Raw genomic sequence first — 22,421 nt, forward strand, 5'->3', positions numbered from 1 at the left:
ACGAGGTCGACAAATCCAACGCCCAACCAGCGTGTGGTGCGTCGAGCGCCATCCATACGACAGTGGCCAAGCCCAAGGTAGCACAGCATGAAACTGCGAAAAGAAATTGAAAACACCATCAGGGAGTCGCGTGAAGACCGCGCCAATGCGGCTTTGGCAATCTGTGTATTGCTGGAGGAGAAGCTGCGTCTTTCGCAGACCGGTTGGTTCGATGATGACCCGCTTGCGCTGCAGGCCATTGCTGAGTGGAAGGCTTCCGCCATTCCTCACCAGGGGTGAGCGCCCCGAGAGGCAATTAACCCGTGCCTGGGTGGCATGAGCAGAAAAGAAAAAGCCCGGAACATTTCCGGGCTTTTTCGTGTGCCTTTCAGGCGTGGCTCAGAGTACCCCGAACACCTTCTTCGCCAGACCAGTGGCGGCGGCTGTCGGGTTCTGGCGAATGGTCTTCTCCTGCTCGGCGATGAGCTTGAACAGGCCGTCCAGTGCTTCCTCGGTCACGTAGTTCTCGATGTTCGCGCTCTTCGCGTCGACTACGCCGAAGGCGGCGGCCTGGCTGGCGAAGGCGTTGTACTGCTTGGCGACGCCGACCTGGTCGGTGGCCTGCTTGATGATCGGCAGGAACTTGGCGCGCAGTTGCTCGCGGCTGCTGCGGTTCAGGTAGTCCGTCGCCGAGTGCTCGCCACCCTGAAGAATGCCCTTGGCATCGGTCACGCTCATTTTCTTCACCGCATCCACCAGCAGCGCCTGGGCCTGCGGCATGGCGGCCTCGGCGGCCTTGTTCATGCTCGCTTCGAGCTGGTCAACCTGGGCGCCCATGCCGAACTGCTTCATGGTCTTGGCGGCCTTGCCCAGTTTGCCGGGCAGCTCGATGCGCACGGCCGGGTCGTTGCTGAAGCCGCCGGGTTGGCTGAGCTGTTTCACGGCCACCTGCGCACCCTGGGTCAGCGCATCCTTCAGGCCGCCGGTGGCGTCGCTTTGGCTGAGGTCGGAAAGGGACAGGGCGAAGGCATTGAAGGACAGCAGGGCGCCGGCCAGCAGAACGGGGAATCGCAGCATCGATACTTCCTTGGGCGAAACACGGCGGCCGGGCGGCCCCGCGGTGGAGAATGGAGGAGGGAGATTAACGGAGGAAGGCCGCCGGGGAAAATCCGGCGGCGCGGTGAATCAGCGCACAGGGTCAACGCGGATTCGTAGTGGTTGCGGGTCGCTACCGTCGAGTTTGACGCTGTGTCGCTCGGTGGTGATGAACAGCAGGCGGCCGTTGTCCTCGATGCGCGCACTGACGGCGTAGCTGTGGCCCGGCTTGACCTGGTTGCGCTCGTAGTCGAGGTGGAACGCCAGTGGCACCTGCCGCCCGGAGTCCAGTTGCTGCCGGGCCAGCTCGGTGACGGGCGCGTCGGCCAAAGAAACGTCCTGCAGACTGACGGTGACCTGGGCAGTTGGCGGTAGAGCAATGCGCTGCAGGTAGAAAACTTCGCCGTCCAGCGACGCCTTGTCACCGGAGGGAGTGGAGCTGCAGGCGGCGAGCAGGCCGGTCATCAGTAGCAGGGGTAGGGTTTTCATAAGGTAACTCTCCTTGGATCCAGGGCGCCTCTGACCATTGTGGGTGACTTTGGTTTCCGCGCCATGATCCGGGAGAGCTTCGAGTTATTTCACGATGCGTCCGAACAGGTTCTGGAACATCACCGGGTCGCGGCCTTCGGTTAGGTCGTAGAGCGAGTAGTAGTGGTTAAGGCGGGCGCCACCGTCGCGAGTCAGCGGATCCCAGGAAAGATTGGCCCGGCGCATGGTGGAGCTGCTCATCAGTTCGTCGAACGGAATCGATACGTAGATGCCCTTGTCGAAACTGCCTTCGCCGTAGGCTTCCTTGTTGGCCGTGGTGAGGGTGACCCAGGCGCCAAAACGCACGCCGTTGCGGAACTGCCGAGAGAGATCGAGCGTGCTGCCCCAGTCGCGAGCCAGGTAACGACCAGCGCTGACCTGGGCGAGGATGTCTTCGAAGCCGGTTTGCCAGTAGAGCGTGACGAAGCCCGTCGCAGTCTGGTAATCGCGCAAGCCGAAGTGCTGATCAAAATCGCGTTGGCGGACCAGGTCCAGATTGGCACCTACGGCCCAGTCCTGGTTCATAGGGCGATACAGCAGCTCGCCGCCGATGCCGGCGTACATGCTCTCCAGGTAACCACCGTAGACCATGCCGTAGAGGTCTTGGTCGAGCCGTGCGGTCTTGTTCAACTGGAAAGTCGGTAGCACGACGCCGGAGGTGGTCATGTACTGGCGGATGTCCGTACGGACCCGCGGCAGGCCGCTGGGGGCGTCGTACTTGAAGTTGTCGTAGTTGTTGATCAGGTTGGCGCTGAGCAGGCCGTTCGCCCACAGGCTCGGGGTAAAGCGGTATTCGCTGTCGAGGTCGGCGGTGAACTGGTAAAGCAGGAAGTTATCCGGCCCGCCGATGCTCTGGTTGTAGCCCAGGCCGATGTTGTAGCTGAACGGATTGGATTTCTGTTGGTACAGCACCTGTTCCTGCTGCGGCAGCGGCACGTTCTGTTCGGTCGCACGGCGCAGGTCTTCCAACGGCCGTTCCTGATTGACCACGTCCTCGAACAGTCGACGCGGCACGCTGGTTTCGACGATTGGCTGGCCATAGCGCGTGTCGATGACGGTAAACCACTGGGCTTCCTGGTCGGTGCTGTTATCCAGGATGCGTGCCGTACGCCCCACCGCTTCGGGTGGATAGAGATAGCGGGTCTGCTCGCCGTACACCACGACTTCGTGGTCCTTCTGCGTAATGCGCTCGACCTTGTAGCCGGCGTTTGCTTCCAGGCGATGGGAGACCTCAGCCCAGTCGGTTGTGCCGTCTGGTTTCTGCTCCACTCGCTGTGCCAGGGTTTCGGAAGCGGGGTCGCTCACTTTCGCTGGTGCCTTGCGGGTAGCGAAGTTGGTGTGCAGGGTGATGCCGAGCATGGCGGTGTTGCCGCGCTCGAAGGCGGCCGTCAGGTCGATCGAATCGCTGGCCTTGAAGACCAGGCCGATGTTGAACGGCGAGTCCTGCTTCTGTGGGTTGTCGAGTGGTTCGTGCTGGTAGTCGTTGCCGTCGTATTCGAGCTTGAAGGACAGGGGCTTCCAGGGCGTCTGCCAGTTGATGCCGCCGAAGAAGGAAGGGCGGCCGCGGAAGTACTCATTGGAGTTGACCGAGCCTGCAGCATCGACGGTTCCGGTTGGTGCAGGACGGGTTTTGAATCGATCGTCGATCCCCCCCAACGGGTTGTCCAGCTCACTGCGATTACCGATGTAGCCCCATGCCAAACCCAGGCTGAAGTCAGAATCGCCGACGCGCTTGTTGGCTACGAAGTATTCGCTGGAAAACAGGCCGGTGCCGCCGATATCGCGGCCGCCCAGAGCGATCTCGGGAGCCCAGCGGCTCTCCTGCAGGAGGTGGAATTTGACGTCGAAGGCCTTGTCCTTGTAGCTCTGATCACCGCTGAAGTCCTCGGCGCCATACTTCCGGTTGCTGATGGACGTATAGCGGAAGGTACCCTCCATCCAGTCGAAGGGCTGCAGTGAAAAGCTGTAGCGCGAGTAGGGATCGGTCCGGTTGGCGTTGATGCTGATCTCACCGGCCGGCGCCATACGTGCGGTTGGCGTTTGAAGCAGACCGACGCCACCGAAATCGTTCTGGGAATAGCGTGGTTCGGCGAAAGACAGTTGGGTGCCGACCAGCAGCAGGTAAAGGCCGTGGCGGCAATTCATGGCGATTCCATAGGTAGCGGCTGGGTGGCGATGAACCTGGCGAGTTCACGGTTCAGGTCCGGGACGATCGCGCCCACTTGCGTGGCATCCAGAGGTACCAGTACGACTGCTCCGGGCGCAGGAGGAGCGGATTCCTCGCGATTCCACAGGGCAATACCCAGCCGGGAAACTTGCCCGTCAGGCTGAATCAGGTAGAGGTAATCCGGGTCCGCCTCCGCCAGGGCGGGGCACTGCTGCGCATACCGGTAGGCCTGTTGCAGAGACTCAAACGGCAGCTTGCAGTCGTTCGAGACCGCACCGGTGACGCGAATACTGTCGGGCCTCGGCGGGAAGATCAGTCGGTCTCCGCCCTGAAGCTTGGGCGAGTGGGCGGCGCTCAGTTCGACGGCCAATGGGTCGAGCCGGTAAAGGCGCCGCCCGGTGACCGGAAGTTGGGCCACCTGCTCGTTCAGTTGCCGGGCTGCATTGGCCATCCCCGGCTCGTTCTGAAGCATTGCGAGACGTTGGAGCTGGATCAGGTCGAACAAGATGCCTGCTTTCAGGCGTTGCTGTTCCTGCTTCAGGCTTTCGCGTTGCCATGACGCACCGAGCCAGTAGCCTAGCGGATCAATTCGCAACTGCCCGAGCAGGTCGCCCAGGCGCAGGCCTTCGACAATTTCCTTCTCCCCTGGAGCGGGGACAGCCCCCAGCACCTCGATGCGGGTATTGGCAAACAGCGTGTTGCCAAGAGCGAGCCCCAGCATCAGACAGCCGATCCGCGCAAGCCTCATGGCTGCCTCCGCAGTGGCCGCAGTTGAGTGAGGGTGACGCTGAGGCTCGGCGTGACCTGCTGGCGGCTTTGCAGGATGAATCCATCCTTAGGATCGACCCAGTAGTGGTTGGTTGAAGACATGCCCGCAACCGGGGAGGCAAGTGATTCGTCGACGCGTAGCAAGGAGTGGTCGCGGTCGAGAATGCGCACAGTCTCGATGCCGGCAGGGTGGAATGTGCCTCTGAGGGAAATGTCGAACTGGGTATTCGAGCCGAGATCGATCCAGCGCTGGCTTGGCTGCCCGTCGGCAACATGCTGCAACCCACGAGAGAAGGGAGAATCTGCTGCCAGCCGTGTCCCCAGAAGATCCTCCGGGAAGCCCAGGGTGCGCACGATCACACCATCCTCAAGCAACAACAACTGGTTGGAGTTGGCCCGCCAGTACTGCAGCTTGCCCTGCACACGCACCAGCGCCATCACCGCCGAGCCGTATTCGGTCGACACCTGGATCTGGTAATAGGGCAGAGCATCGACCTGGACTTGCGTGACTTCCAGCTTCGCAGGGCCGTGAAGGCTAGCGCCCAGCGTATTGAGGGAGCCTTGCATCAATGGATTGCAACCAATCAGTGATGCGGCCAATGCGGCCAGCGCGATTAGACGGAGGGCAGTCATAGGGGGAATTAGTTGTTGTTGGTGAGGTTGCGCTGGACGGACGAGCCGGTGCCCACGATTCCCGCGGAAGGCACCAACTGGCTGATGAGGCGGTTCCAGCGGGTGACGCCTGCCGGGCCGACGTAGACCACGTCCTGAGGCCGCAACTGGAACTGCTGGGCAAGGATGAAGGCGGTCGGCGAATTCGCGTCGAGTTGGAAGACCGTGGCGCGCTCGGTTTCCAGGTTCTCCACGCCGCGAATGACATAGACGGCCTTACCGTTGGCGGTGGTCTGGTTGAGGCCGCCGACACTGCCCAGCGCGTCGGCCAGGTTCATTTCGCGGGTCTTGAAAGTCAGGGCGCGCGGTGCGTTGACCTCGCCCATCAGGTAGACCTTCTTGCGGTCGTTGTAGGGCAGATAGATGCGATCACCGTCTTTCAGGTACAGGCTGTACAGGTCCGATCCCTGTTCGGTATTGAGAGCGTCCAGATTCAAGCGATATACCTGTTTGCCCCGTTGAAGGGTCAGGCCGGAAAGGTCTGCATTGGCCGTGTCCGGTTCAGCTGTGCCGAGTGCTTCCATCAGTGTCAGAGGCGTGGCGGTAATGGCTTGCTGGCCGGCTTTCACAAAGGCGCCATTGAGCACCACGCGCTGGCTGGCGTAGCGCATGACGGCAATGTCCACCTGCGGTTGCTCGATATAGTCGGCCAGCGCTTCGCTGATGTGATGGCGAACTTCCTCGATCGTTCGGCCGCCTACTTTGATCTGTCCAACATAGGGGTAGAAAAGGCTTCCATCGGGTCTCACCAGCCGCCCATTGGCATCGATCTGCTGTTGTTGGCCGGCTGGCGAAGTCAGCTCTGGGTGGTCCCATACCGTGATGTAGAGCAGGTCGCCGGCACCGATTCGATAGCTTTCCGGCTGGTAACCGAGCAGTTCAGGTGAAGTCAGATCGTCCTGTTGCGTTGTTGCCTCTATGGTGAGCAGCTTTGGAGTAATCTGCACCAATTGGACACGGCTTGACTCGGCCGAGTCCTCCTGCATCAGTCGCCCGGTATCCAGATTCTGGCCAGGGGAAAACATGCACCCCTGAAGCACGAGGGCGGACAGGACAGCAACAGACAATGGACGGATCATGGATGGCTACACAGGAGGAGTAATCAGGATGACGCAGAGGTTTTCGGCGCCGGTTTTCCTAGGCTTGGAGGCTTCTCAGGAGGCTGCGCAGGTTAGCAATGGGACTTGCGGGCGGATGTAGGAAAAGGATGGTGGGCTGTGACAGGTAATTCTTTAACTGGAGGAGGGTTAGATTAATAGGCGTTCTGGTGAACAAATCCCTTGAACAGCGTCAGGAAGACAATCTTCAGATCCCACCACAGCGACCAGTTGTTGATGTAAGCCAAGTCAAACTCGACGCGTTTCTGCATCTTTTCCAGCGTGTCCGTCTCCCCACGCCAACCATTCACCTGGGCCCAACCGGTAATGCCGGGCTTCACCTTGTGGCGCAGCATGTAGCTGCTGATTTGCCCCCGGTATTCTTCGTTGTGTGCAATGGCGTGTGGGCGCGGCCCAACGATGGACATATCGCCCATGAATACGTTGAGGAACTGGGGCAGCTCGTCCAGCGAAGTACGACGCAGGAGAGCACCAACCGGAGTGATGCGGCTGTCGTTACGGGTCGCCTGGGCCACTGTCGCGCCGTTCTCCATGACCCGCATGCTGCGGAACTTCCACACTTCTATCGAACGGCCATCGATGCCGTAGCGTTTCTGCTTGAAGAAGACGGGGCCGGGCGACGTGAGTTTCACCACAACGGAGATCAGCATCATCGGGACGGCGATGAGGCAGAGAATCAACGAAGACAGCACGATGTCTTCCAGGCGCTTTACCCATGCACCGGCTCCCACCATGGGGCTGTCGAAGATGCTGATAGTGGGAATGCCGTCGATATTCTGTGAGCGGGCGTGAAGCAGGTCGAAGACAAAAACATCGGGAACGATGTAGACGGAGGTCGTGGTGTCGCTCAGTTGCTCTACCAGCCACTTGATTCGTGCTTCGCTGCGCATGGGTAGCGTGATGTAGACGCGATCTAGTTTGCCTGCACGGGCCTGTTCCACTAGGTGTTCCAGCGTGCCGGAAATAGGTAATTTCACACTGCCAGTGCCCAGGCTGACTGGCGCGTGAAGCTTGTCATCGAAGAAGCCGACCAGTTCCAGCCCCATCCACGGTGCGCTGGCAATGCTGGTTGCCAGGCGCTGCCCCAACGTGCCTGCGCCGGCTATGGCAACCGAGCGAGTGTTAAAGCCTCGACGGCGAAGCGCATGCAGGCCTGAGCGCAAAAGAACGCGGTAACCGCACAAGCTGCCGAGTACCAGTGAGAACCACTGTATCTGCCCTGTACCACTGAGCACGGTGATCTCTGGACTGAGGTAGTCGGCAACCGCAACGCCGGCAAAGCTGATTGTCCAAATGCCGCCGACCTTCCGCAACTCCTCGCAAATTCGTTCACCCCGCCATGAGACATAGAGTTGCCCGAAGTCACTGAGCAGATAGAAAATGACCAAGGCAAACAGCGTTGCGATGACGGCTGAGTAATCCCACTGCGCTCTATCGACGGCAATAACCACACTCATGCCGAGACAGATGCCAGTGAGGTCAATCAGCTTTTGCAGAATGGAAATAGTGGCTTGATGGGGGCGGAGGATTCCGCGGTCCCTCGTGTTCATTGGAGTATTCCTTTGCGATCTCTGGCTTGCAGGATCTTTTAGAGGGGTATTTATGTGGAGGCGAGGGTTTGAACTGCGTTGCACTAATTAATAGAGGGCAGAAGATGCTATTTAGTTTTTGGAGCGCAGCTGCTTGTATTTCTCAATCACCAGCAACCAGGCGAATTGAACATTGGTAGTTAGATAGCGCTTCCACATCCTGCCTGGCTCTTGAATGACTCGATATAACCATTCAAGACCATATCTTTGCATCCACAGCGGTGCCCGCTTCACCTTTCCGGCAACTACATCGAAAGTGCCGCCGACACCCATGACAAAATTGACGCCTAGCTGATCTTTCCAGCGATTGATGAAATTTTCCTTCTTAGGGGATGTAATGGCTACAAATAGAAGCTGAGCATTGGAGTTGCGGATCGTTTCAACCATCTTTTCTTCATTATCCCAGAAGTAACCATGGTGGTAGCCGGCTACTCTTAGGTCTGGATACTGGGCTTCTACAGTTGTGGCCGTTTTGGCGACAATCTCTTCCGTGGCGCCAAGAAGATAGACGGTGAAATGGTTACGGGCACTCATGGCCAGGAGTTGATGAAATAGATCTACACCGGCAACTCGCTCAGGAACATTATGCCCCAAAAAGCGAGCTCCCCATACTAATCCCATTCCATCGATGTTAATGATGTCACAGGACTTAACAGATTGGGATAAAATTTTGTCGGACTGCATGTTGACTAATTTTGCAACATTTACCACTGAGTGTTGAGTGAATTGGTTTTTGATTATCCGTTTTTCTAGTTCGTTAACTGCCTGCTCCATAGACATTGCATCCAAAGGGCAGTTCAGGAAATGGATTCTATTCATGGAAGTGTTTAGTGTTGGTTTAATGATGTTGGTTAAGTATAATTGATCTAAGGAGTTGATGCTTCTGTGTAAACTTCTCTAGGTTGTATTTGTTTGTTATTGATTCGGATCTATTTTTTGAGAGCTCCATATCACCTAGGAGATTTATGGAGTTAATTGCCGAATTAATCGCCGATAGAAGGCTAGATGCTCTGTGTATGTCGAATGAAAAGCTGAGCGGGTCGTCCTTACAAATTTCGTGCAAGGCTGGAATTGTGTTGTATAGTAAAATCTTTCCTTGATAAATTCCCTCAATTGCTACCAGGCCAAAGCCCTCTTCGAGGGACGGAATTAGCAGAGTGTGTGAGTCTTTCAGGAATTCAAATGGTGTCTTTTGAAATCCACATATTATAATTTCGACGTTCTTAGGAGCTGTTTCTTTCAACTTTTTGATGTGACCCATGAGCGGGCCATCACCAACTATTTTAAAGGATATGCTGCCTTTGAGGTTTGAAGATATGTCGTATATTGCCTTTATTAATTCTATTATTCCCTTCCAGTTGTTAAGTGATCCAACGAATCCGGCTTTAAATACTTTGTTATTAAAGGTTGGATGAGTTCCGATATACGTCTCACCTATGTAGGGGTTTGTTATTGTCGTCACAGTTTTTTCTTCTACGCCTTGCTCGAGTAAACTATTTCTTACTGATTCTGATACAGCGATGTAATGGTCGCAAGGGAATACCTTATAGAGCCAAAGGTGTTTTCTGTAATTGGCATGTGCATAGAATACTGATTTTTTTCCAATTGCTTTTAGTAGCCAGGATAGCGGGAGAAAGCAACGGTTATGAATATATATAATGTCAGGCTTATTTGTTATTATTTTTATTGCTATAGATATAAGCGTGGTTAGGCTGTCTGGCAGAGTGTTTATAATTGCATGACGGGATGGTTGTATGCTGATAATTTTTTCATCTTGATTGGTCAGTTGCGCCAGGATCTTCTGGGCACCACCTCGTTCTGGGTTTGAGTTGTTTATAAGGTGCCAGACATTAATCTTTATAGAGTTCCCTTTCATGGTCTTCGTTTAGATTCTTAATCTTGTTTGATTCGCAGATGAAAGAGTTATGCACATCACACGATAAAATAGTGTTGGCCGAAACGAAAATACTCCCGCTGAGAGTTATTGGGCCTGCTACTATTGAATTAGGTCCTACAAAAGCTCTTCCATCAATCCATGGTTGATGCTGAACTGCTTCGCCTCTTCTTGATGTTTTTCCTAGGTTTCCTCCTATAGTTACACCTTGCATTATTTTTATGTGTCCTCTGAGATGGACGTGTTGTCCAACTACGATCCCGATTGGGTGAGGAAAATATATGCCACCATAGAGCGCGCATCGTTGGTCAATATCTACTTTGAAAATCAGAAAATTTAGCCACCATACGAGTCTAGGGAGTAGAGGAATTTTGAATAGATAGAGAACATGAGATACGCGATATATTGTAGTGCAAATGAAGGACGGGGATAGCAAGCTTGAAAGTATGCTTATAAATTTCCTACTTCGCCCTTTGTAGAATAAGATGGTCTTTATGTCTTCTAATATCAGTGTGCTGAATCGAGGCTGTTTCATATCTTGCCCTTCGTAAATAGAAATAGTAGGGCATATACATCCAGAATTTTAAGGTTGGGTAGAATACTAAGCAGATAATGAATAGTACTAGTCCCCCTCTGATGTGCGTATACCGACTAGGTGTTCGAGAGTAGGTTATAAGAAAGTCTAAGAGTAATAAGGCAAGTCCGAAAAGTCCGAGCTCGAAAATAAAAACAGGTAACTCACTGCCATCTCTCGCAGATGGATCTTCTTCATTTACCAAAGCGGAAAGACGATGGTTTACGGCTGTCGTGCCCCAACTTCCAAGGCCGTGGCCAAATAGTATAGTTAATAAGCTTTGATTGGTCTGGTATTCTATGACTCTGGTCAGTGGGATCCAGCGTGAAGCGTAATTTAGAAGTGTTTCGTTATCTTTGTCTGGGTTGATTGTGCTTCTATAACTAATTACGCCAATTAAAACCGACAGAATCATGGCGGAAAAAAGTGTGCCTTTTATTGGGGTCTTTTTTATTATCGGTATTGAGTATATTATAGTTAGTGCTCCAATTGTTGTCAGGGAGCCATTAAGAATCATAACCAAAGCAGTAAGCGTGGCGGTACATGGGTTTCTTTTTATGAATTTTATTACGTTGCTGCCAGTAAGCAGGAGAGTGTTAAAGGAAAATGAAATGGCAAACCAGTTTGGCTCAATGAAAAAACCCCTGAGCCTGAAGGACACAGAGTATCCCTTTTCATAGTGATCTTCGTTAATGAAACTTAATTGGACTCCGCCTATTTTGAAAATAGCGTATTGAAATAATCCCGTGAGGATCATTGTTATTTGGAATAAGTAGAATATCTTCTTGGATGTGAATCTGAAAGTTGTGCTTGCGAATATTATTATGTTTATGGTTACCAATAGGTAGACTGTTATGTTTATAAATCCGGGTTGGAACATTAATGCTCCAGAGATCAGGCTATAAAGGATAAATATTATGAGTGAGGTTTCTTTTTTAAGTGGATGTAGTATTGATGACGGACGTCTAAGGGTGGCTATTACGTTTGTTATTGCTATGCAGATAATTCCTAAGTGGAATTGTACGGTTCCGCCTAGCTTTAGGGCCGAGTCTAAGGCAAAACTAATATATATTAATGCCACCCAGGTTGATATATTGATGCTCATGCTGTCTTTGGCGGTTAAAGTTGTTGCCCAATGGATTTTAAGAGGAAGTTTTGAGAATCTTTTATGAGCCTGTTCAGGCGTGGGCGAACATCATTGTATGGGATTCTTTCGAGTTTGCGTGTCATCAGATCTGTTGGTGACTCTACAACCTGACACATAAGTCCGAGCCTACTAAGCAGTGTTGTTTGTCGTGAGTTTAGGTTTTTAATTATATGTGGGAAGAAGAAAAAATCTTTTTCGAAATTTATGGAAAAAGCTGTCCCGTGGAATGAGTTCGTTGCTATGAAGCTTGCTGAGTGAATTAGTGATAACCATTCGCTTGGTCCTATGTCAAGGAGGTTGAAATCAGCGCTTGGAATTGGTTTAGAACCAAGGTGGTATATTGGGAGTTGCGTCTTTTTCTTTAGTTCTTTTATGTATTCTTCGAATCTGGTTAGCATGGCTCCAGATCCAACTACATAGGTGGCTATATACTCTTTCTTTGGGATTTTTGAATTTTCAAAAATCTCATGGTAGTCGCGAATAAGAAGTGTCGGGTCAACTACGACGTGGTTTTCTATGCCAGGTAGGTGAGTGGCTAGGTCAATATTTAGAGTGTCTTCCCTAACACCCAGTGCGTCAAACTGTAGCAATAGATCTTTTATTTGATCAATGAAGTCTGGAAGTCGGCGACTTCCGGCACTGGCTGCGTATGCAATTTTTTTTGTAGGGCTTGAGATAAAGTCTAGAAAGTATGCTGTGTCCGACATCCCGCCAGTGAGATCAGGGTTCCAGATTTGATCACTTCCACAAATAACTGCATGAGCGTCTCTTATCTGATTAAGTGATTTATTTGTAAGATATCTTTTGGATGTCAATGGCAGATAAGTTTTTGAGAATTTGTTAAATTTCTTTAGTCTAGAAAGTTTTTCAAATGTCTTCTTTATCCCTTTGGCCGGTCGGTAACGTTGAAGGAGAAAATAGCTAGGGGTGTAGTCTATAATTTGAGCGTCTAGGTTGGAGTTCTTCAAGAACTTTACTAGCGCGTAAGCTTGAAGTGTTGCTCCATAGTTCAATGCTTTCTGGAATGTTAGTGTGTATATTTTTTTCATTTCACTATCACGACTTCGGGGTCGATATTTATATTGAATTTAGTGAATACGGAGTTTTGTACATTTTTTGAGAATGTTAGAATTTCTTTTGATGTGGCTTTGCCATGATTCAATATTATTAACGGACGCCGCTCATTAATGCTGACCTCGCCGATCCTCTTTCCGGCCCAGCCGCACTCCCGAATCAAGTCTCCAGCAGATACTTTGTAGGTGTCGGCCTCGTTTGGATAAATTGTAATTCTTGGGTATAAGGATTTCAGCGATTCTGCTTCGATTCTATTTATGATAGGGCTTTTGAAGAAGCACCCAACGTTTCCAATATTAATTGGATCGGGCATTGTCCTTCTCCGGACAAAACAAACTATTTTTCGCTTTAGCGATATGGATATGATTTTGCTTTGCAATAGGGGGCGTACATTGTCTAATGAGAGCTTTAGCCTCCATCTTGTTTTAGGGCCGATCTTTACTGCGTTCAGTGTAAAAAAGGCGAGTCTATTTAATTCTCTAAGTGTTTCTCTATATGATACCTTGTTTCCCCTTGGGTCTCTAAGGGAAGAGGTGCGAGAGTGGAAGAGTTTGAATTCTACAGATAGTACTAAAAGTTCTGGTCTCTTTTTGAATATGCTGTCTCTGTAACTAAAATCGCAGTCTATGTTTTTTAATTCGACTATCTGTTTTGTGAGTAAGTTATAGCAATTAACTTTTTCAATCGATTCACAAACTTCCTTCCCATAGGCTCCTATGTTTTGAACCGGCGCCGCTCCGACATTGCCAGGGATAAGAGAAAGACTCTCCAATCCTGCCCAGTTTTTTTCTACACAGTGTGCAACGAATTTGTCCCATTCAAGACCAGCGTGAGCTCGAACAATTATTCTATTTTTGTTGTCTGATATGGTTTCTATTTTTTCATTGCAGGGGTGTAAGACAACTCTGTCAAGGTTCTCCGGGAGAAGTATGTTGCTCCCGCCGCCAAGGATAAAGAAGTTATTTTTTATTATGGGTATTTCTGTTGTTAATTTTTCTATTTCTGATATTTCATGGAATCTGAAGTAGTGCTTTGTAGTGCAATCTAATCCAAATTTATTAAGTTGGCGTAAGTTTTTTTCTTCAGTTTTCATGGGCTAGCCCCTGTATGTCATGCGCATGCGGTGTATCGGGAGTAGGCTCCTTATCTGTATCTTGAATAAGTATCTATATATTGGGATCAGCCTATGGCTTAGGAAATTTGCTATCAGGAGACCGATGACAGTTGAAGTGGCTGCGCCATTTATCCCCATTTTAGGAATTAGCACAATATTTAATAGGAGGTTTATCATGCAGGCAACTATGCTTTTAATAAATGATTGATTCTGGTTTCCGTCTGCAACTATAATCTGCCCCGATGCTGCACCCAGAGCAATCAAAACGGGACAAGCAGATAATATGTACATCGCATGTTGCGCTTCTATATAACTTGGGCCATATAGAAATTTAATGAATAGGGGGGTGGCTGCTGCCATACAAGCCGACATTGCAATTCCAGTAAAAACAACGGTGTCGGAGAAATTCTGTTGAATTCGATGAGTTTGGCTTGGAGTGGGATTTCTGAAAATGGCAGGCGCCAGAGTTTCAGAAATTACTAGTGGAATTATGGAGAAAAGTGACATGGCCGTAGCTGCGCTGCTATATAGGCCGGCTGCATGCTCTCCAAGAATCTGGCGAACCAAGATCAAGTCCATGCGCTGAAGTAGAATCATTGCTGCCCCTGAGAATACCAGAGGTGCGGAAAGAAATGTCATAGATTTTGCTTCAGCAAACTTCGTGCTTAATTTTATTTTTCCTTTTACTTCAAGCTTAAAGGCAGTCGTGAGAAGGATTCCGCTTGTCAAGAAGTCTAATGAGCGGGCAAAGATTATCCAGGATAAGCTAAGTTTAAGATATATAAATGCAAGTGTTGTGGCTAACGATATTATTGCTGCGACAATTTCGCATTTTGCGATGGTTAGATTGTTTTCTGTTGATATGAAGTACGCTCGAAAAGCTCTGGGCGCTTTGTAGAAGAAAGATGCGGTATATATTAGTGTTCCGATTATTATTGTTTTGTCGCTTTCAAGCTGAATGTATATGCTCGCGATCAGGATGCCAATTCCGGAGAATGCAATGTTGGCAGATATTGCAGAGCCAATTATTTCTCCTGAGTTTTTTGGGCTCTGCAAGATTTTCTTCATCATGACGCTCTGTAATCTGAATTCGGCGATTACTGCTATCACGGAAGATATTCCTATTATATAGGAATATCTTCCGAAGTCGTCAGGGCTGAAGACGCGTGCAACGATTATGCTTGCAATGATGACTTTTGACCCTTCTAGCGCTCTGGCCGTGAGCGCGAAGAGATTGTTTTTTATTGAGTGGATGTTGAGATTCATATTTGCAGATGTAACCGTTGCTGTTGTGGTCTTTCTATGATTGCCAGATTCCACGAGTGTCGATAAAGCGTTTCCCGTTAATGTTTAAATTTCTGAATTGATGATGATCTACTAGTAGAAGTAATATATCTGCCTCGGAAATTGCAGTTTTTTCGTCGCAAAGTATTATATTGCTAGATGTTGAGGCTGGAATATGATCTATATTCGGTTCTACAGCTAGTATTGGGCCTGTGTGGATTTTTACTAGTTGGCAGGCAATTGCTAAAGCAGGGCTTTCTCGGAGGTCATCAATGTTTGCTTTGAAGGCAAGACCAAAGCAGGCAATTTTTACCTCGCGATCCTTCTTTTGTGGGTTCTGCTTTAGATGCTCTGATATTTCTATGCGAACTCTGTCGATAACCCAAGTTGGCTTTAGGTCGTTAACATTGCGGGCGCAATGAATTAGCTTAGCTTGTTCAGGTGTTTTCTTTACTATGAACCAAGGATCAACAGCAATGCAATGTCCCCCTACACCTGGGCCGGGTTGGAGAATATTGACACGAGGATGTCGGTTAGCAAGTTGGATCAGCTCCCACACGTTGATATCTAGTGTGTCGCAGATAATCGACAGTTCATTTGCAAACGCGATATTCACGTCGCGAAAGCTGTTTTCTGTCAGCTTGCACATCTCTGCGGTGCGCGAATTGGTAACAACGCATTCGCCTTCGACGAATATTTTGTACAGTTCGACTGCCGCATTCGAGCATCTGGGGGTCATGCCACCAATGACACGGTCGTTCTCCACCAATTCTCGAAGTACTTGGCCAGGAAGGACGCGCTCGGGGCAATGGGCAATGCGAATGTCCGATGCCTCGCCGTGGCTCTGCGGGAAGGTTAGGTCGGGACGCGCTTCGGAGAGCCAAGCGGCCATTTGCTCGGTGGCGCCCACTGGGGAGGTCGATTCGAGTACGACCAGATCGCCTTTTTTCAGAACCGGCGCAATGGTTTTGCTGGCTGACTCGATGTAACTCAGATCAGGTTCGTGGTCTCCTTTGAAGGGGGTAGGCACTGCGATTAAGAATGCATCCGCTGGCTCGGGAGTAATACTGGCGCGCAAGTAACCTCCGCTAACTGCTGCCTGCACCACTTTGTCCAGATCCGGCTCCACAATGTGGATCTCGCCGCGATTGATAGTTTCTACGGCACGTTTATTCACATCGATACCGATAACCTTAACTCTCCGAGAGGCAAATACAGCGGCGGTCGGTAGGCCGATGTAGCCTAGACCTACTACCGAGATTGTCTGGTAATGCATGGTTGTATCCTATTTATGGGGCAGAGGTAGAAAATTGGTGCTATTAACTATCGCCGGGTGACTGCTTGTTGCTGCCTGCGCAGGGTGTCGAGAATTCGGCTGCAGGATTTTCCGTCCCCGTAAGGGTTGTGCGCAAAACTCATGACACGATAGGTATTGGAATCAGTCAGCAGAGAGTTCAATGCCCGGACGATGTTTGCGGTATCGGTCCCTACCAATTTGACCGTGCCGGCCGCCACTGCCTCAGGTCGTTCGGTGGTGTCGCGCATCACCAGAACGGGTTTGCCAAGGGAGGGGGCTTCTTCCTGGATGCCGCCCGAGTCCGTCAGAATGATGTGTGATCGGTTCATCAGATAAATGAATGGTAGGTAGTCCAACGGTTCGATCAGGTGAATGTTGGATATGCCTGACAGTAGCCGGTTGACAGGCTCGCGTACGTTGGGATTGAGGTGGACGGGGTAGATAATGTCTACCTCGGGGTGCTGTTGTGCTACTTCCATCAGGGCTTGGCAGATGCGCTCGAATCCTCCGCCGAAGCTTTCGCGACGGTGACCGGTTACGAGAATGAACTTGCGGTTAAGGTTGAGGTGAGCGAACGGTCTGGCTGCCTGCTCCTGGAGAGTGGGGTCTCTGTCGAGCCTGGCAACTACATCGAGCAAGGAGTCGATAACGGTATTCCCGGTGACAGTAATGGATGCCGGGTCAATCCCTTCCTGTACAAGGTTGCTTCTTGAGGTAGTGGTTGGAGCAAAGTGCAGATTAGCCAAGGCTCCTGTCAGTTTCCGGTTGGCCTCTTCCGGCCAGGGTGAGTAGAGATTTCCGGTACGCAATCCGGCTTCGACGTGGGCTACCGGAATCTGTTGGTAGTAGCAGGCCAGGCTGGCTGCAAAAGTCGTGGCGGTGTCGCCGTGCACGAGTACGAAATCCGGCTTGTAGGAGCTGAAGATGTGCTTCATGCCTTGGAGAATCGCAGTCGTTATATCAGTCAGGTCCTGGCCGGGCTTCATGATGTTGAGGTCAAAGTCCGGCATTATTTCGAAAAGGCTCAGAACTTGATCCAGCATTTCACGATGTTGTCCCGTAACACAGACCTTCGCATCAAAGTCTCCATCAGCAGCAAGAGCCAAAGCAAGTGGAGCCATTTTAATGGCTTCAGGGCGTGTGCCGAAAACGCAAAGGGTTTTGATAGTCATGTAATTCCTTGCATGAAACTAGATATAGTGAAGTTTTGTTTTGCGGCCCTGGGATGAAATTTTATTTATGAAAAATGGTCGGAATATTTGCTATGAGCTGCAGGTTCAGCGTGACATGAATTTTTCGGTTTTACTGGCTTTGTGTTTAATTGAGCACGCTACCGCCCCAGGATTATTCGTTGACTCCTGAGACGTAATATATAAATAGGTTGCGAAAGAGGCGTGCGTTAGAAAATAGGGTAGTGGAAGCGGGAGTTCAGTCTGCTCTTACTAAGCGATTGACTGGCACTGTTACTTTTACTTCGCGCTGTAGTATTTTCAGTAATATATGGACTCTTTCGTTCCCGTCCTTGGTGATGAATATTGCCTCGAGGCCGTGAAATTCACCCCATTCGACTGTGACTTTATCGCCTGGTAGGAATGCGGGCTCGACAGCCGGTGTGTTATTGCGGAGTCGCTCGATAATATTGGGTGGGACTGACAGAGGATGAGTTCCGAATCGGACTATCTGACTAACGCCGCGTGTGGATCGAATAGGCATCCAGTTGTCCAGCAGGGTGTCTAGTTCGATGAACAGATAGCCGGGAAATAATGGCTCTTCATGGGTTTTCCATTGCCCTTTCTGCAATCGTTCAAGCTTATGCAGTGGTAATAGGCACTCATAACCTTGCCGCTGCAGATTTTCGAGCGCGCGCATGTCCTGTTTGGGTTTGCACTGCACCAGATACCAGCGTTTTTCCGTTGTTGTGCTCATGGCTTCCTCCCTGTGGACAAGATTCCAGACGCGTCCGTCAGCGCTTGTCTGATAGGTACTCATACTGGTAATTGGCATAAGCGCCATTGCCGTAGTAGTCCGAGGCTCGTCGCTCAACGCCGTTGAAGATCGCGCCCTTGAGTTCGATGCCGTTCTGTTCGAAGCGGCGAATCGTCAGTTCGATTTCCCTTGGGGCGTTCTTGCCGAAGCGGGTGACGATCAGGCTCGTACCGGCCTGTCGGCCAACGATGGCGGCATCGGTGACGGCGAGCAGGGGAGGGGTATCGAGTATGACCAGGTCGAACTCGCCGCTTGCTTTCTCCAGTAAGTTGGTGAAGTTGTGATGCATCAGCAGTTCGGAGGGATTGGGCGGAATCTGACCGCGGGGGATGAAGTGGAGGTTCTCTACCTCCGTTTGCTGCAACGCCTGTTGAAAGGTGCAACGCTGAATTAGCAGGTCGGAAAGACCATACTTGTCATCAGTGTCCAGCACCTTGTGCAGATACCCCTTGCGCATGTCCACGTCGATCAGGAGCACTCGCTGCCCCGCTTTGGCGATCACCGCGGCCAGGTTGGCGCTGACGAAGGATTTGCCGACTGCTGGGCTGGGGCCGGAGATCATCAGACGGTTGTCGCCAGATTCGAGCATGGCGAAGTGCAGGCTGGTGCGCAGGCTACGCAGGGATTCGATGGCAAGGTCGGTGGGATGACTGGTTGCCAGTAGAGGAGCTGGGTGGAGAGCGACTTTGCCCTTTCTGTTGTGCTTGTTGCGTTGGTCTTCTTCCGATTTCTGCAACTCGCTGTAGGGAATGGAGGCATAGACCGGCAGGCCGAGCTGCTCTATTGTCTCGGGATTCTCGATGCCGCGATTCAGTGCCTTGCGCAGCAGCACCAGAGCGATGGCGAGGAACAGGCCGAGCAGGGTAGCGATGGCAACGATCAGTGGCTTCTTGGGTTTGACGGGGTTGGTGATGTCGACGTCGGCCGGGTCGATGATGCGTACGTTTCCGACGGCCCCGGCACGCATGACATCGAGCTCCTGGGTCTTGTTCAGCATTTGTGTATAGATGGCGGTGCTGACCTGCACATCGCGAGTCAGGCGCAGCAGGTCCTGCTGGGTTTCCGGCAGGGCTTCGACGCGTTTGGACAGGCCCGCCTGCTTGCTGGTGAGCTCACCGATCTGCCGCATCAGCGCCTGGTAGGCCGGGTGCTGGCGGGTGAACTTGTGGTCCATTTCTGCTTGCTGGAGTTTGAGCTGCGAGATGTTGGTGTCCAGCGCGACGATCTGGTCCAGTAGCGCCTTGGTTTCCAGGCTGATGTCCGCCGACTTGGCGCGGGACTGATAGCCACTCAGGGCATTCTCCGACTGCTCCAGGTCGTGTCGTACTTCGGGCAGTTGGCCCCGCAGGAAGTCGAGGCTTGAAGCGGCTTCGGCAGACGCGCGCTCGACGTTCTGCAGCACGTACTGCTGGCTGATGGCATTGAGGACCGCGAGCGCCTGGTCGGGTTGTTCGTCATCCAGTGACAGCGTGATGATGCCGGACTCCTTGCCGGTTTCGCTGACGTTGAGCGCCTGCTGGTAATCAAGAATGGCGCTCAGTCGACGCTCGCGTGCGACCGTGAACCGTGTGCCGGGATTGGCGCTCAGTGCTTCGACCTGCACTTTCACGCCGTTCTTCTCGGCGGGCAGGCCTACCTGGCCTTCCACCAGAATGTTTTCGTCATCATCGAACAGGGTGAAATGGCCCTTTTCACCGGCGATGAGATTCAACTTCTTCTCGAGTAGTGCGTTGGGAACCTCAAGCTGGAAGATCTTTAGCGATTCGCCGCCCCAGGCGAAACGGCTCATGCCCAGCTGGGGGGGGGCTAAGTCTCCCTCATGATCCGGTGCGTAATGGCGATGAAGGAAATTGCCGAGCAGGGGGAAGAGCGATGGCTGGATATCGATATCCAGCTTGAGCGCGTCCACGGCCTTGCCGATCACACTGCGCGAGGTCAACAACTGGATCTCGGTGACTGCTTGCGATTGCGCGCCCAGCAGGTCGCTCATGTCCGACAGGCCGGGAATGCCGGGCTTTTTCTGCTCAACCTGGATGGTGGCGGTCGCGCGATAGACTGGCGCGGCCAGAAGTGCGTAGGCGGCTCCCACCACCATGAATCCGGCGGTGATGCCTGCGATCAACCATTTGTGATCGAGCAGGGTGCCGAACAGCGCGAGCAGGTCGATCTCATCGTCATCACTGACGGCCGGTGGCGTGGCGGGAATTTGCGGGTATTGCATAGGTAGCTTCTTGAAAAGTTCAGCGTTGAGGTTGAAGGCGTCGGGACCAGGCATCAGCGCCATCCTTGATCAGGGCGTAGGCGTGTTCGAAGGCTGCCGTTCCTTGGCGATAGGGATCGGGTATCTCGCGTTCGTTCTGCCATTTGCCGAGGAGAAAGGTCTTGCCGCGTGCTAGCGGCGACAGTTTGATCACGTCCTGCAGGTGGCGCCGCTCCATGACCAGGACCAGGTCGGAGGCCTGCAGGATCTGCGGCGTCAGCTGGCGGGCATGATGCTCATGCGGTTGCTGGCCATGGCGCTGTAGCGTAGCGAGGGCATGGCCCTCAAATGGGTGACCGACCACGGCGGTGAGTCCGGCTGAACTGACCCGGATTTCGGTGCCGGTCAGATTCCGCTGGAGCAGATGCTCTCCTGTGGGGCTGCGGCAGATGTTTCCTGCGCAGACAACCAGTACGTTCTTGAACACGCTGACCACCGCTGCGTTAATTGATCGCTATCTATGGGCGGCGAAAATTAAGCTTCGTAGTCAGGCTATTCAATGCGCTTTCCTGCCGTTTTGCGGGTTTAGGAATTCTCTGAGGAGGGATAAAGGGAATCCCTTCAAAAGGCGTGTAGTGGCAGACAATTCTGGTGGCGCAATGCCGCCTGAAGTTGCTGGCTGATTGGTCAGCTTCGGCAGCTTGAAGAGCAGGGAGAGGAAGGGGCAGAGGAGAAGCGTGCGCGCTCCATTGAGAGGTGGGCTCTCTAGCGCGAGGGGCGGGTAAGCACGAGGATTTGGCCCGCCCGTCCGGGCAGGCCAGGATGTCAGTCGGTGGCGAGCTGCTTGGCTGCGTGTTGCGGGGTAAAGCGGGCGTAGAGGTGTTCCAGCGAAGATTGCAGTTGTTCGCCGGAGTGCAGGATCTGGATGTTGTGGCTATTGCGGGTCAGGTCAGCCAGGACGGCGGGATCGCCTTTGGCGAAGGCGAAGACTTGCTGCTCTGCCTCCGTCAGGTCTCGCGCGGTAGACAATCCTTCGGCGACGAAGGGGCCGATGCAGCGGAGGGCGATAGGCACGTTGAGCTTCGCAGCCTCCAGCACCGAGATGGGGAAGCCGTCCCAGGCGGCGGTGTGGAAGTACAGGTCGAGCCCTTTCATGTGTGCGATGACTTCGCCGCGAGGACGCCACCCGGTCACCTCGATACCGGCTTGGACCATGTCCGCCATAACCTGGGCATCGCCACCGCCGATCCACTTGAAGTGTGCAACTTCTGCGCAGCTTTCGGCCATGGCGCGGAAGTATTCATGGCCCTTCTGCCGGCTGATACGCCCGACCATGCCTACCACAGGCTTGCTGGTGAGGCTGCGAACTGTCGGCACCTCCGGCAGTTCGTCGCAGACATTGACCAGCCCCAGGGTATGCCCCGGTTCGATCAGTTCCCCGGCAACGCGTTGTTCATCCATGCCGCAGCCGGCGATCACTGCGGTGCGCCGTGCCAGCAGCGACTCGATGGCGCGGTAGGCCTTCAGCATCAAGGGATGATCGCCACGCAGGAAGGCGAAACCGTGCGGGGTGTAGACGATCTTCTGCGCCGGGATGAACGGCAAGGCGCGGATCAGCGCGCCGGCGTAGGTGCTGTGCAGGTGGATGACGTCCGGCTGTATGCGATCGATGTAGGGCTTCACCCGCGCCAGGCTGGAAAGCCGGCGCGGCACCAGTTCCATGTGCTTGAACAGGCCCTGACTTTCCTCACCGGTGGTATCGCCCTTGCGCACCGAGGCCAGCAGGTAGTGCTCATGCTGCTGGGAGTTGAGGATGTAGGAGTTGATGGCCGAGGTGACGCCGCCGCCAAAGGACTCGGTGATGTGCAGGATCTTCATAAAGCGATGTAGGCCCCTGGAAAATTACTTGTCGTAACTGGGAGACCAAACAGCTGG

At 52.6% G+C, this 22,421-nt stretch carries 20 protein-coding genes; 1 reads left to right on the forward strand and 19 read right to left on the reverse strand.

Features of this window, described 5'->3' with window-relative positions:
- The first annotated feature begins 87 nt into the window (after positions 1 to 87).
- Entirely contained in the window at positions 88 to 279 is a 192-nt protein-coding gene (locus PNI01S_RS19800; RefSeq protein WP_084358854.1) for a hypothetical protein, read from the forward strand.
- 99 nt (positions 280 to 378) lie between these two features.
- Here PNI01S_RS19800 and PNI01S_RS19805 read toward each other — a convergent pair whose 3' ends face one another.
- The 19 genes from PNI01S_RS19805 to PNI01S_RS19890 form a co-directional block, all read right to left on the reverse strand.
- Positions 379 to 1,056: a DUF4197 domain-containing protein gene (locus PNI01S_RS19805; protein WP_037009581.1), complete on the reverse strand. Its 678-nt coding sequence runs from the start codon at positions 1,054 to 1,056 to the stop codon at positions 379 to 381.
- A gap of 108 nt (positions 1,057 to 1,164) precedes the next feature.
- On the reverse strand, positions 1,165 to 1,563 hold the full coding sequence (locus PNI01S_RS19810) for a YbaY family lipoprotein (RefSeq protein ID WP_084358855.1): 399 nt from the start codon (positions 1,561 to 1,563) through the stop codon (positions 1,165 to 1,167).
- Between the two features lie 84 nt (positions 1,564 to 1,647).
- A complete protein-coding gene (locus PNI01S_RS19815; RefSeq protein ID WP_084358856.1) occupies positions 1,648 to 3,747 on the reverse strand; it encodes a YjbH domain-containing protein in 2,100 nt (699 codons plus the stop codon).
- Positions 3,744 to 4,517, reverse strand: a complete 774-nt coding sequence (locus PNI01S_RS19820; RefSeq protein ID WP_084358857.1) for a capsule biosynthesis GfcC family protein — start codon at positions 4,515 to 4,517, stop codon at positions 3,744 to 3,746. Before PNI01S_RS19820 ends, PNI01S_RS19815 begins: the two co-directional genes overlap by 4 nt.
- Positions 4,514 to 5,170 (reverse strand): YjbF family lipoprotein, encoded by a 657-nt coding sequence (locus PNI01S_RS19825; RefSeq protein ID WP_084358858.1) that lies wholly within the window; start codon positions 5,168 to 5,170, stop codon positions 4,514 to 4,516. Before PNI01S_RS19825 ends, PNI01S_RS19820 begins: the two co-directional genes overlap by 4 nt.
- An 8-nt stretch (positions 5,171 to 5,178) precedes the next feature.
- The gene (locus tag PNI01S_RS19830; RefSeq protein WP_084358859.1) at positions 5,179 to 6,288 is read right to left on the reverse strand and encodes a polysaccharide biosynthesis/export family protein; all 1,110 of its coding nucleotides are present in this window, start codon (positions 6,286 to 6,288) and stop codon (positions 5,179 to 5,181) included.
- A gap of 173 nt (positions 6,289 to 6,461) precedes the next feature.
- On the reverse strand, positions 6,462 to 7,877 hold the full coding sequence (locus PNI01S_RS19835; RefSeq protein ID WP_084358860.1) for an undecaprenyl-phosphate glucose phosphotransferase: 1,416 nt from the start codon (positions 7,875 to 7,877) through the stop codon (positions 6,462 to 6,464).
- Between the two features lie 111 nt (positions 7,878 to 7,988).
- Positions 7,989 to 8,735 (reverse strand): WecB/TagA/CpsF family glycosyltransferase, encoded by a 747-nt coding sequence (locus PNI01S_RS19840; protein WP_084358861.1) that lies wholly within the window; start codon positions 8,733 to 8,735, stop codon positions 7,989 to 7,991.
- 19 nt (positions 8,736 to 8,754) lie between these two features.
- Complete coding sequence (locus tag PNI01S_RS19845; protein WP_084358862.1) at positions 8,755 to 9,792, reverse strand: glycosyltransferase family 4 protein; 1,038 nt, start codon at positions 9,790 to 9,792, stop codon at positions 8,755 to 8,757.
- Positions 9,793 to 10,271: 479 nt separating this feature from the next.
- Positions 10,272 to 11,489 carry a hypothetical protein gene (locus PNI01S_RS28385; protein ID WP_143514260.1) on the reverse strand — a complete coding sequence of 406 codons (1,218 nt, stop codon included), beginning with the start codon at positions 11,487 to 11,489 and terminating at the stop codon, positions 10,272 to 10,274.
- 14 nt (positions 11,490 to 11,503) lie between these two features.
- Entirely contained in the window at positions 11,504 to 12,580 is a 1,077-nt protein-coding gene (locus tag PNI01S_RS19850) for a polysaccharide pyruvyl transferase family protein (RefSeq protein WP_037009573.1), read from the reverse strand.
- Complete coding sequence (locus PNI01S_RS19855) at positions 12,577 to 13,698, reverse strand: FAD-binding protein (RefSeq protein WP_084358863.1); 1,122 nt, start codon at positions 13,696 to 13,698, stop codon at positions 12,577 to 12,579. The genes PNI01S_RS19850 and PNI01S_RS19855 overlap by 4 nt, the downstream gene beginning before the upstream one ends.
- Positions 13,699 to 13,701: 3 nt before the next feature.
- Positions 13,702 to 14,985 carry an oligosaccharide flippase family protein gene (locus PNI01S_RS19860; RefSeq protein WP_084358864.1) on the reverse strand — a complete coding sequence of 428 codons (1,284 nt, stop codon included), beginning with the start codon at positions 14,983 to 14,985 and terminating at the stop codon, positions 13,702 to 13,704.
- Between the two features lie 34 nt (positions 14,986 to 15,019).
- Positions 15,020 to 16,279: a UDP-N-acetyl-D-mannosamine dehydrogenase gene (gene wecC / locus PNI01S_RS19865; RefSeq protein ID WP_084358865.1), complete on the reverse strand. Its 1,260-nt coding sequence runs from the start codon at positions 16,277 to 16,279 to the stop codon at positions 15,020 to 15,022.
- 47 nt (positions 16,280 to 16,326) lie between these two features.
- Complete coding sequence (gene wecB / locus PNI01S_RS19870) at positions 16,327 to 17,472, reverse strand: non-hydrolyzing UDP-N-acetylglucosamine 2-epimerase (protein WP_084358866.1); 1,146 nt, start codon at positions 17,470 to 17,472, stop codon at positions 16,327 to 16,329.
- A 256-nt stretch (positions 17,473 to 17,728) separates the two neighbouring features.
- Positions 17,729 to 18,226: a transcription/translation regulatory transformer protein RfaH gene (rfaH, locus tag PNI01S_RS19875; RefSeq protein ID WP_084358867.1), complete on the reverse strand. Its 498-nt coding sequence runs from the start codon at positions 18,224 to 18,226 to the stop codon at positions 17,729 to 17,731.
- A 37-nt stretch (positions 18,227 to 18,263) separates the two neighbouring features.
- Complete coding sequence (locus tag PNI01S_RS19880) at positions 18,264 to 20,507, reverse strand: polysaccharide biosynthesis tyrosine autokinase (protein WP_084358903.1); 2,244 nt, start codon at positions 20,505 to 20,507, stop codon at positions 18,264 to 18,266.
- 19 nt (positions 20,508 to 20,526) lie between these two features.
- Entirely contained in the window at positions 20,527 to 20,973 is a 447-nt protein-coding gene (locus tag PNI01S_RS19885) for a low molecular weight protein-tyrosine-phosphatase (protein ID WP_037009595.1), read from the reverse strand.
- Between the two features lie 338 nt (positions 20,974 to 21,311).
- The gene (locus PNI01S_RS19890; RefSeq protein WP_084358868.1) at positions 21,312 to 22,364 is read right to left on the reverse strand and encodes a glycosyltransferase family 4 protein; all 1,053 of its coding nucleotides are present in this window, start codon (positions 22,362 to 22,364) and stop codon (positions 21,312 to 21,314) included.
- Positions 22,365 to 22,421: the final 57 nt, after the last annotated feature.

The organism is Pseudomonas nitroreducens NBRC 12694, assembly GCF_002091755.1.
Lineage (GTDB): Bacteria > Pseudomonadota > Gammaproteobacteria > Pseudomonadales > Pseudomonadaceae > Pseudomonas > Pseudomonas nitroreducens.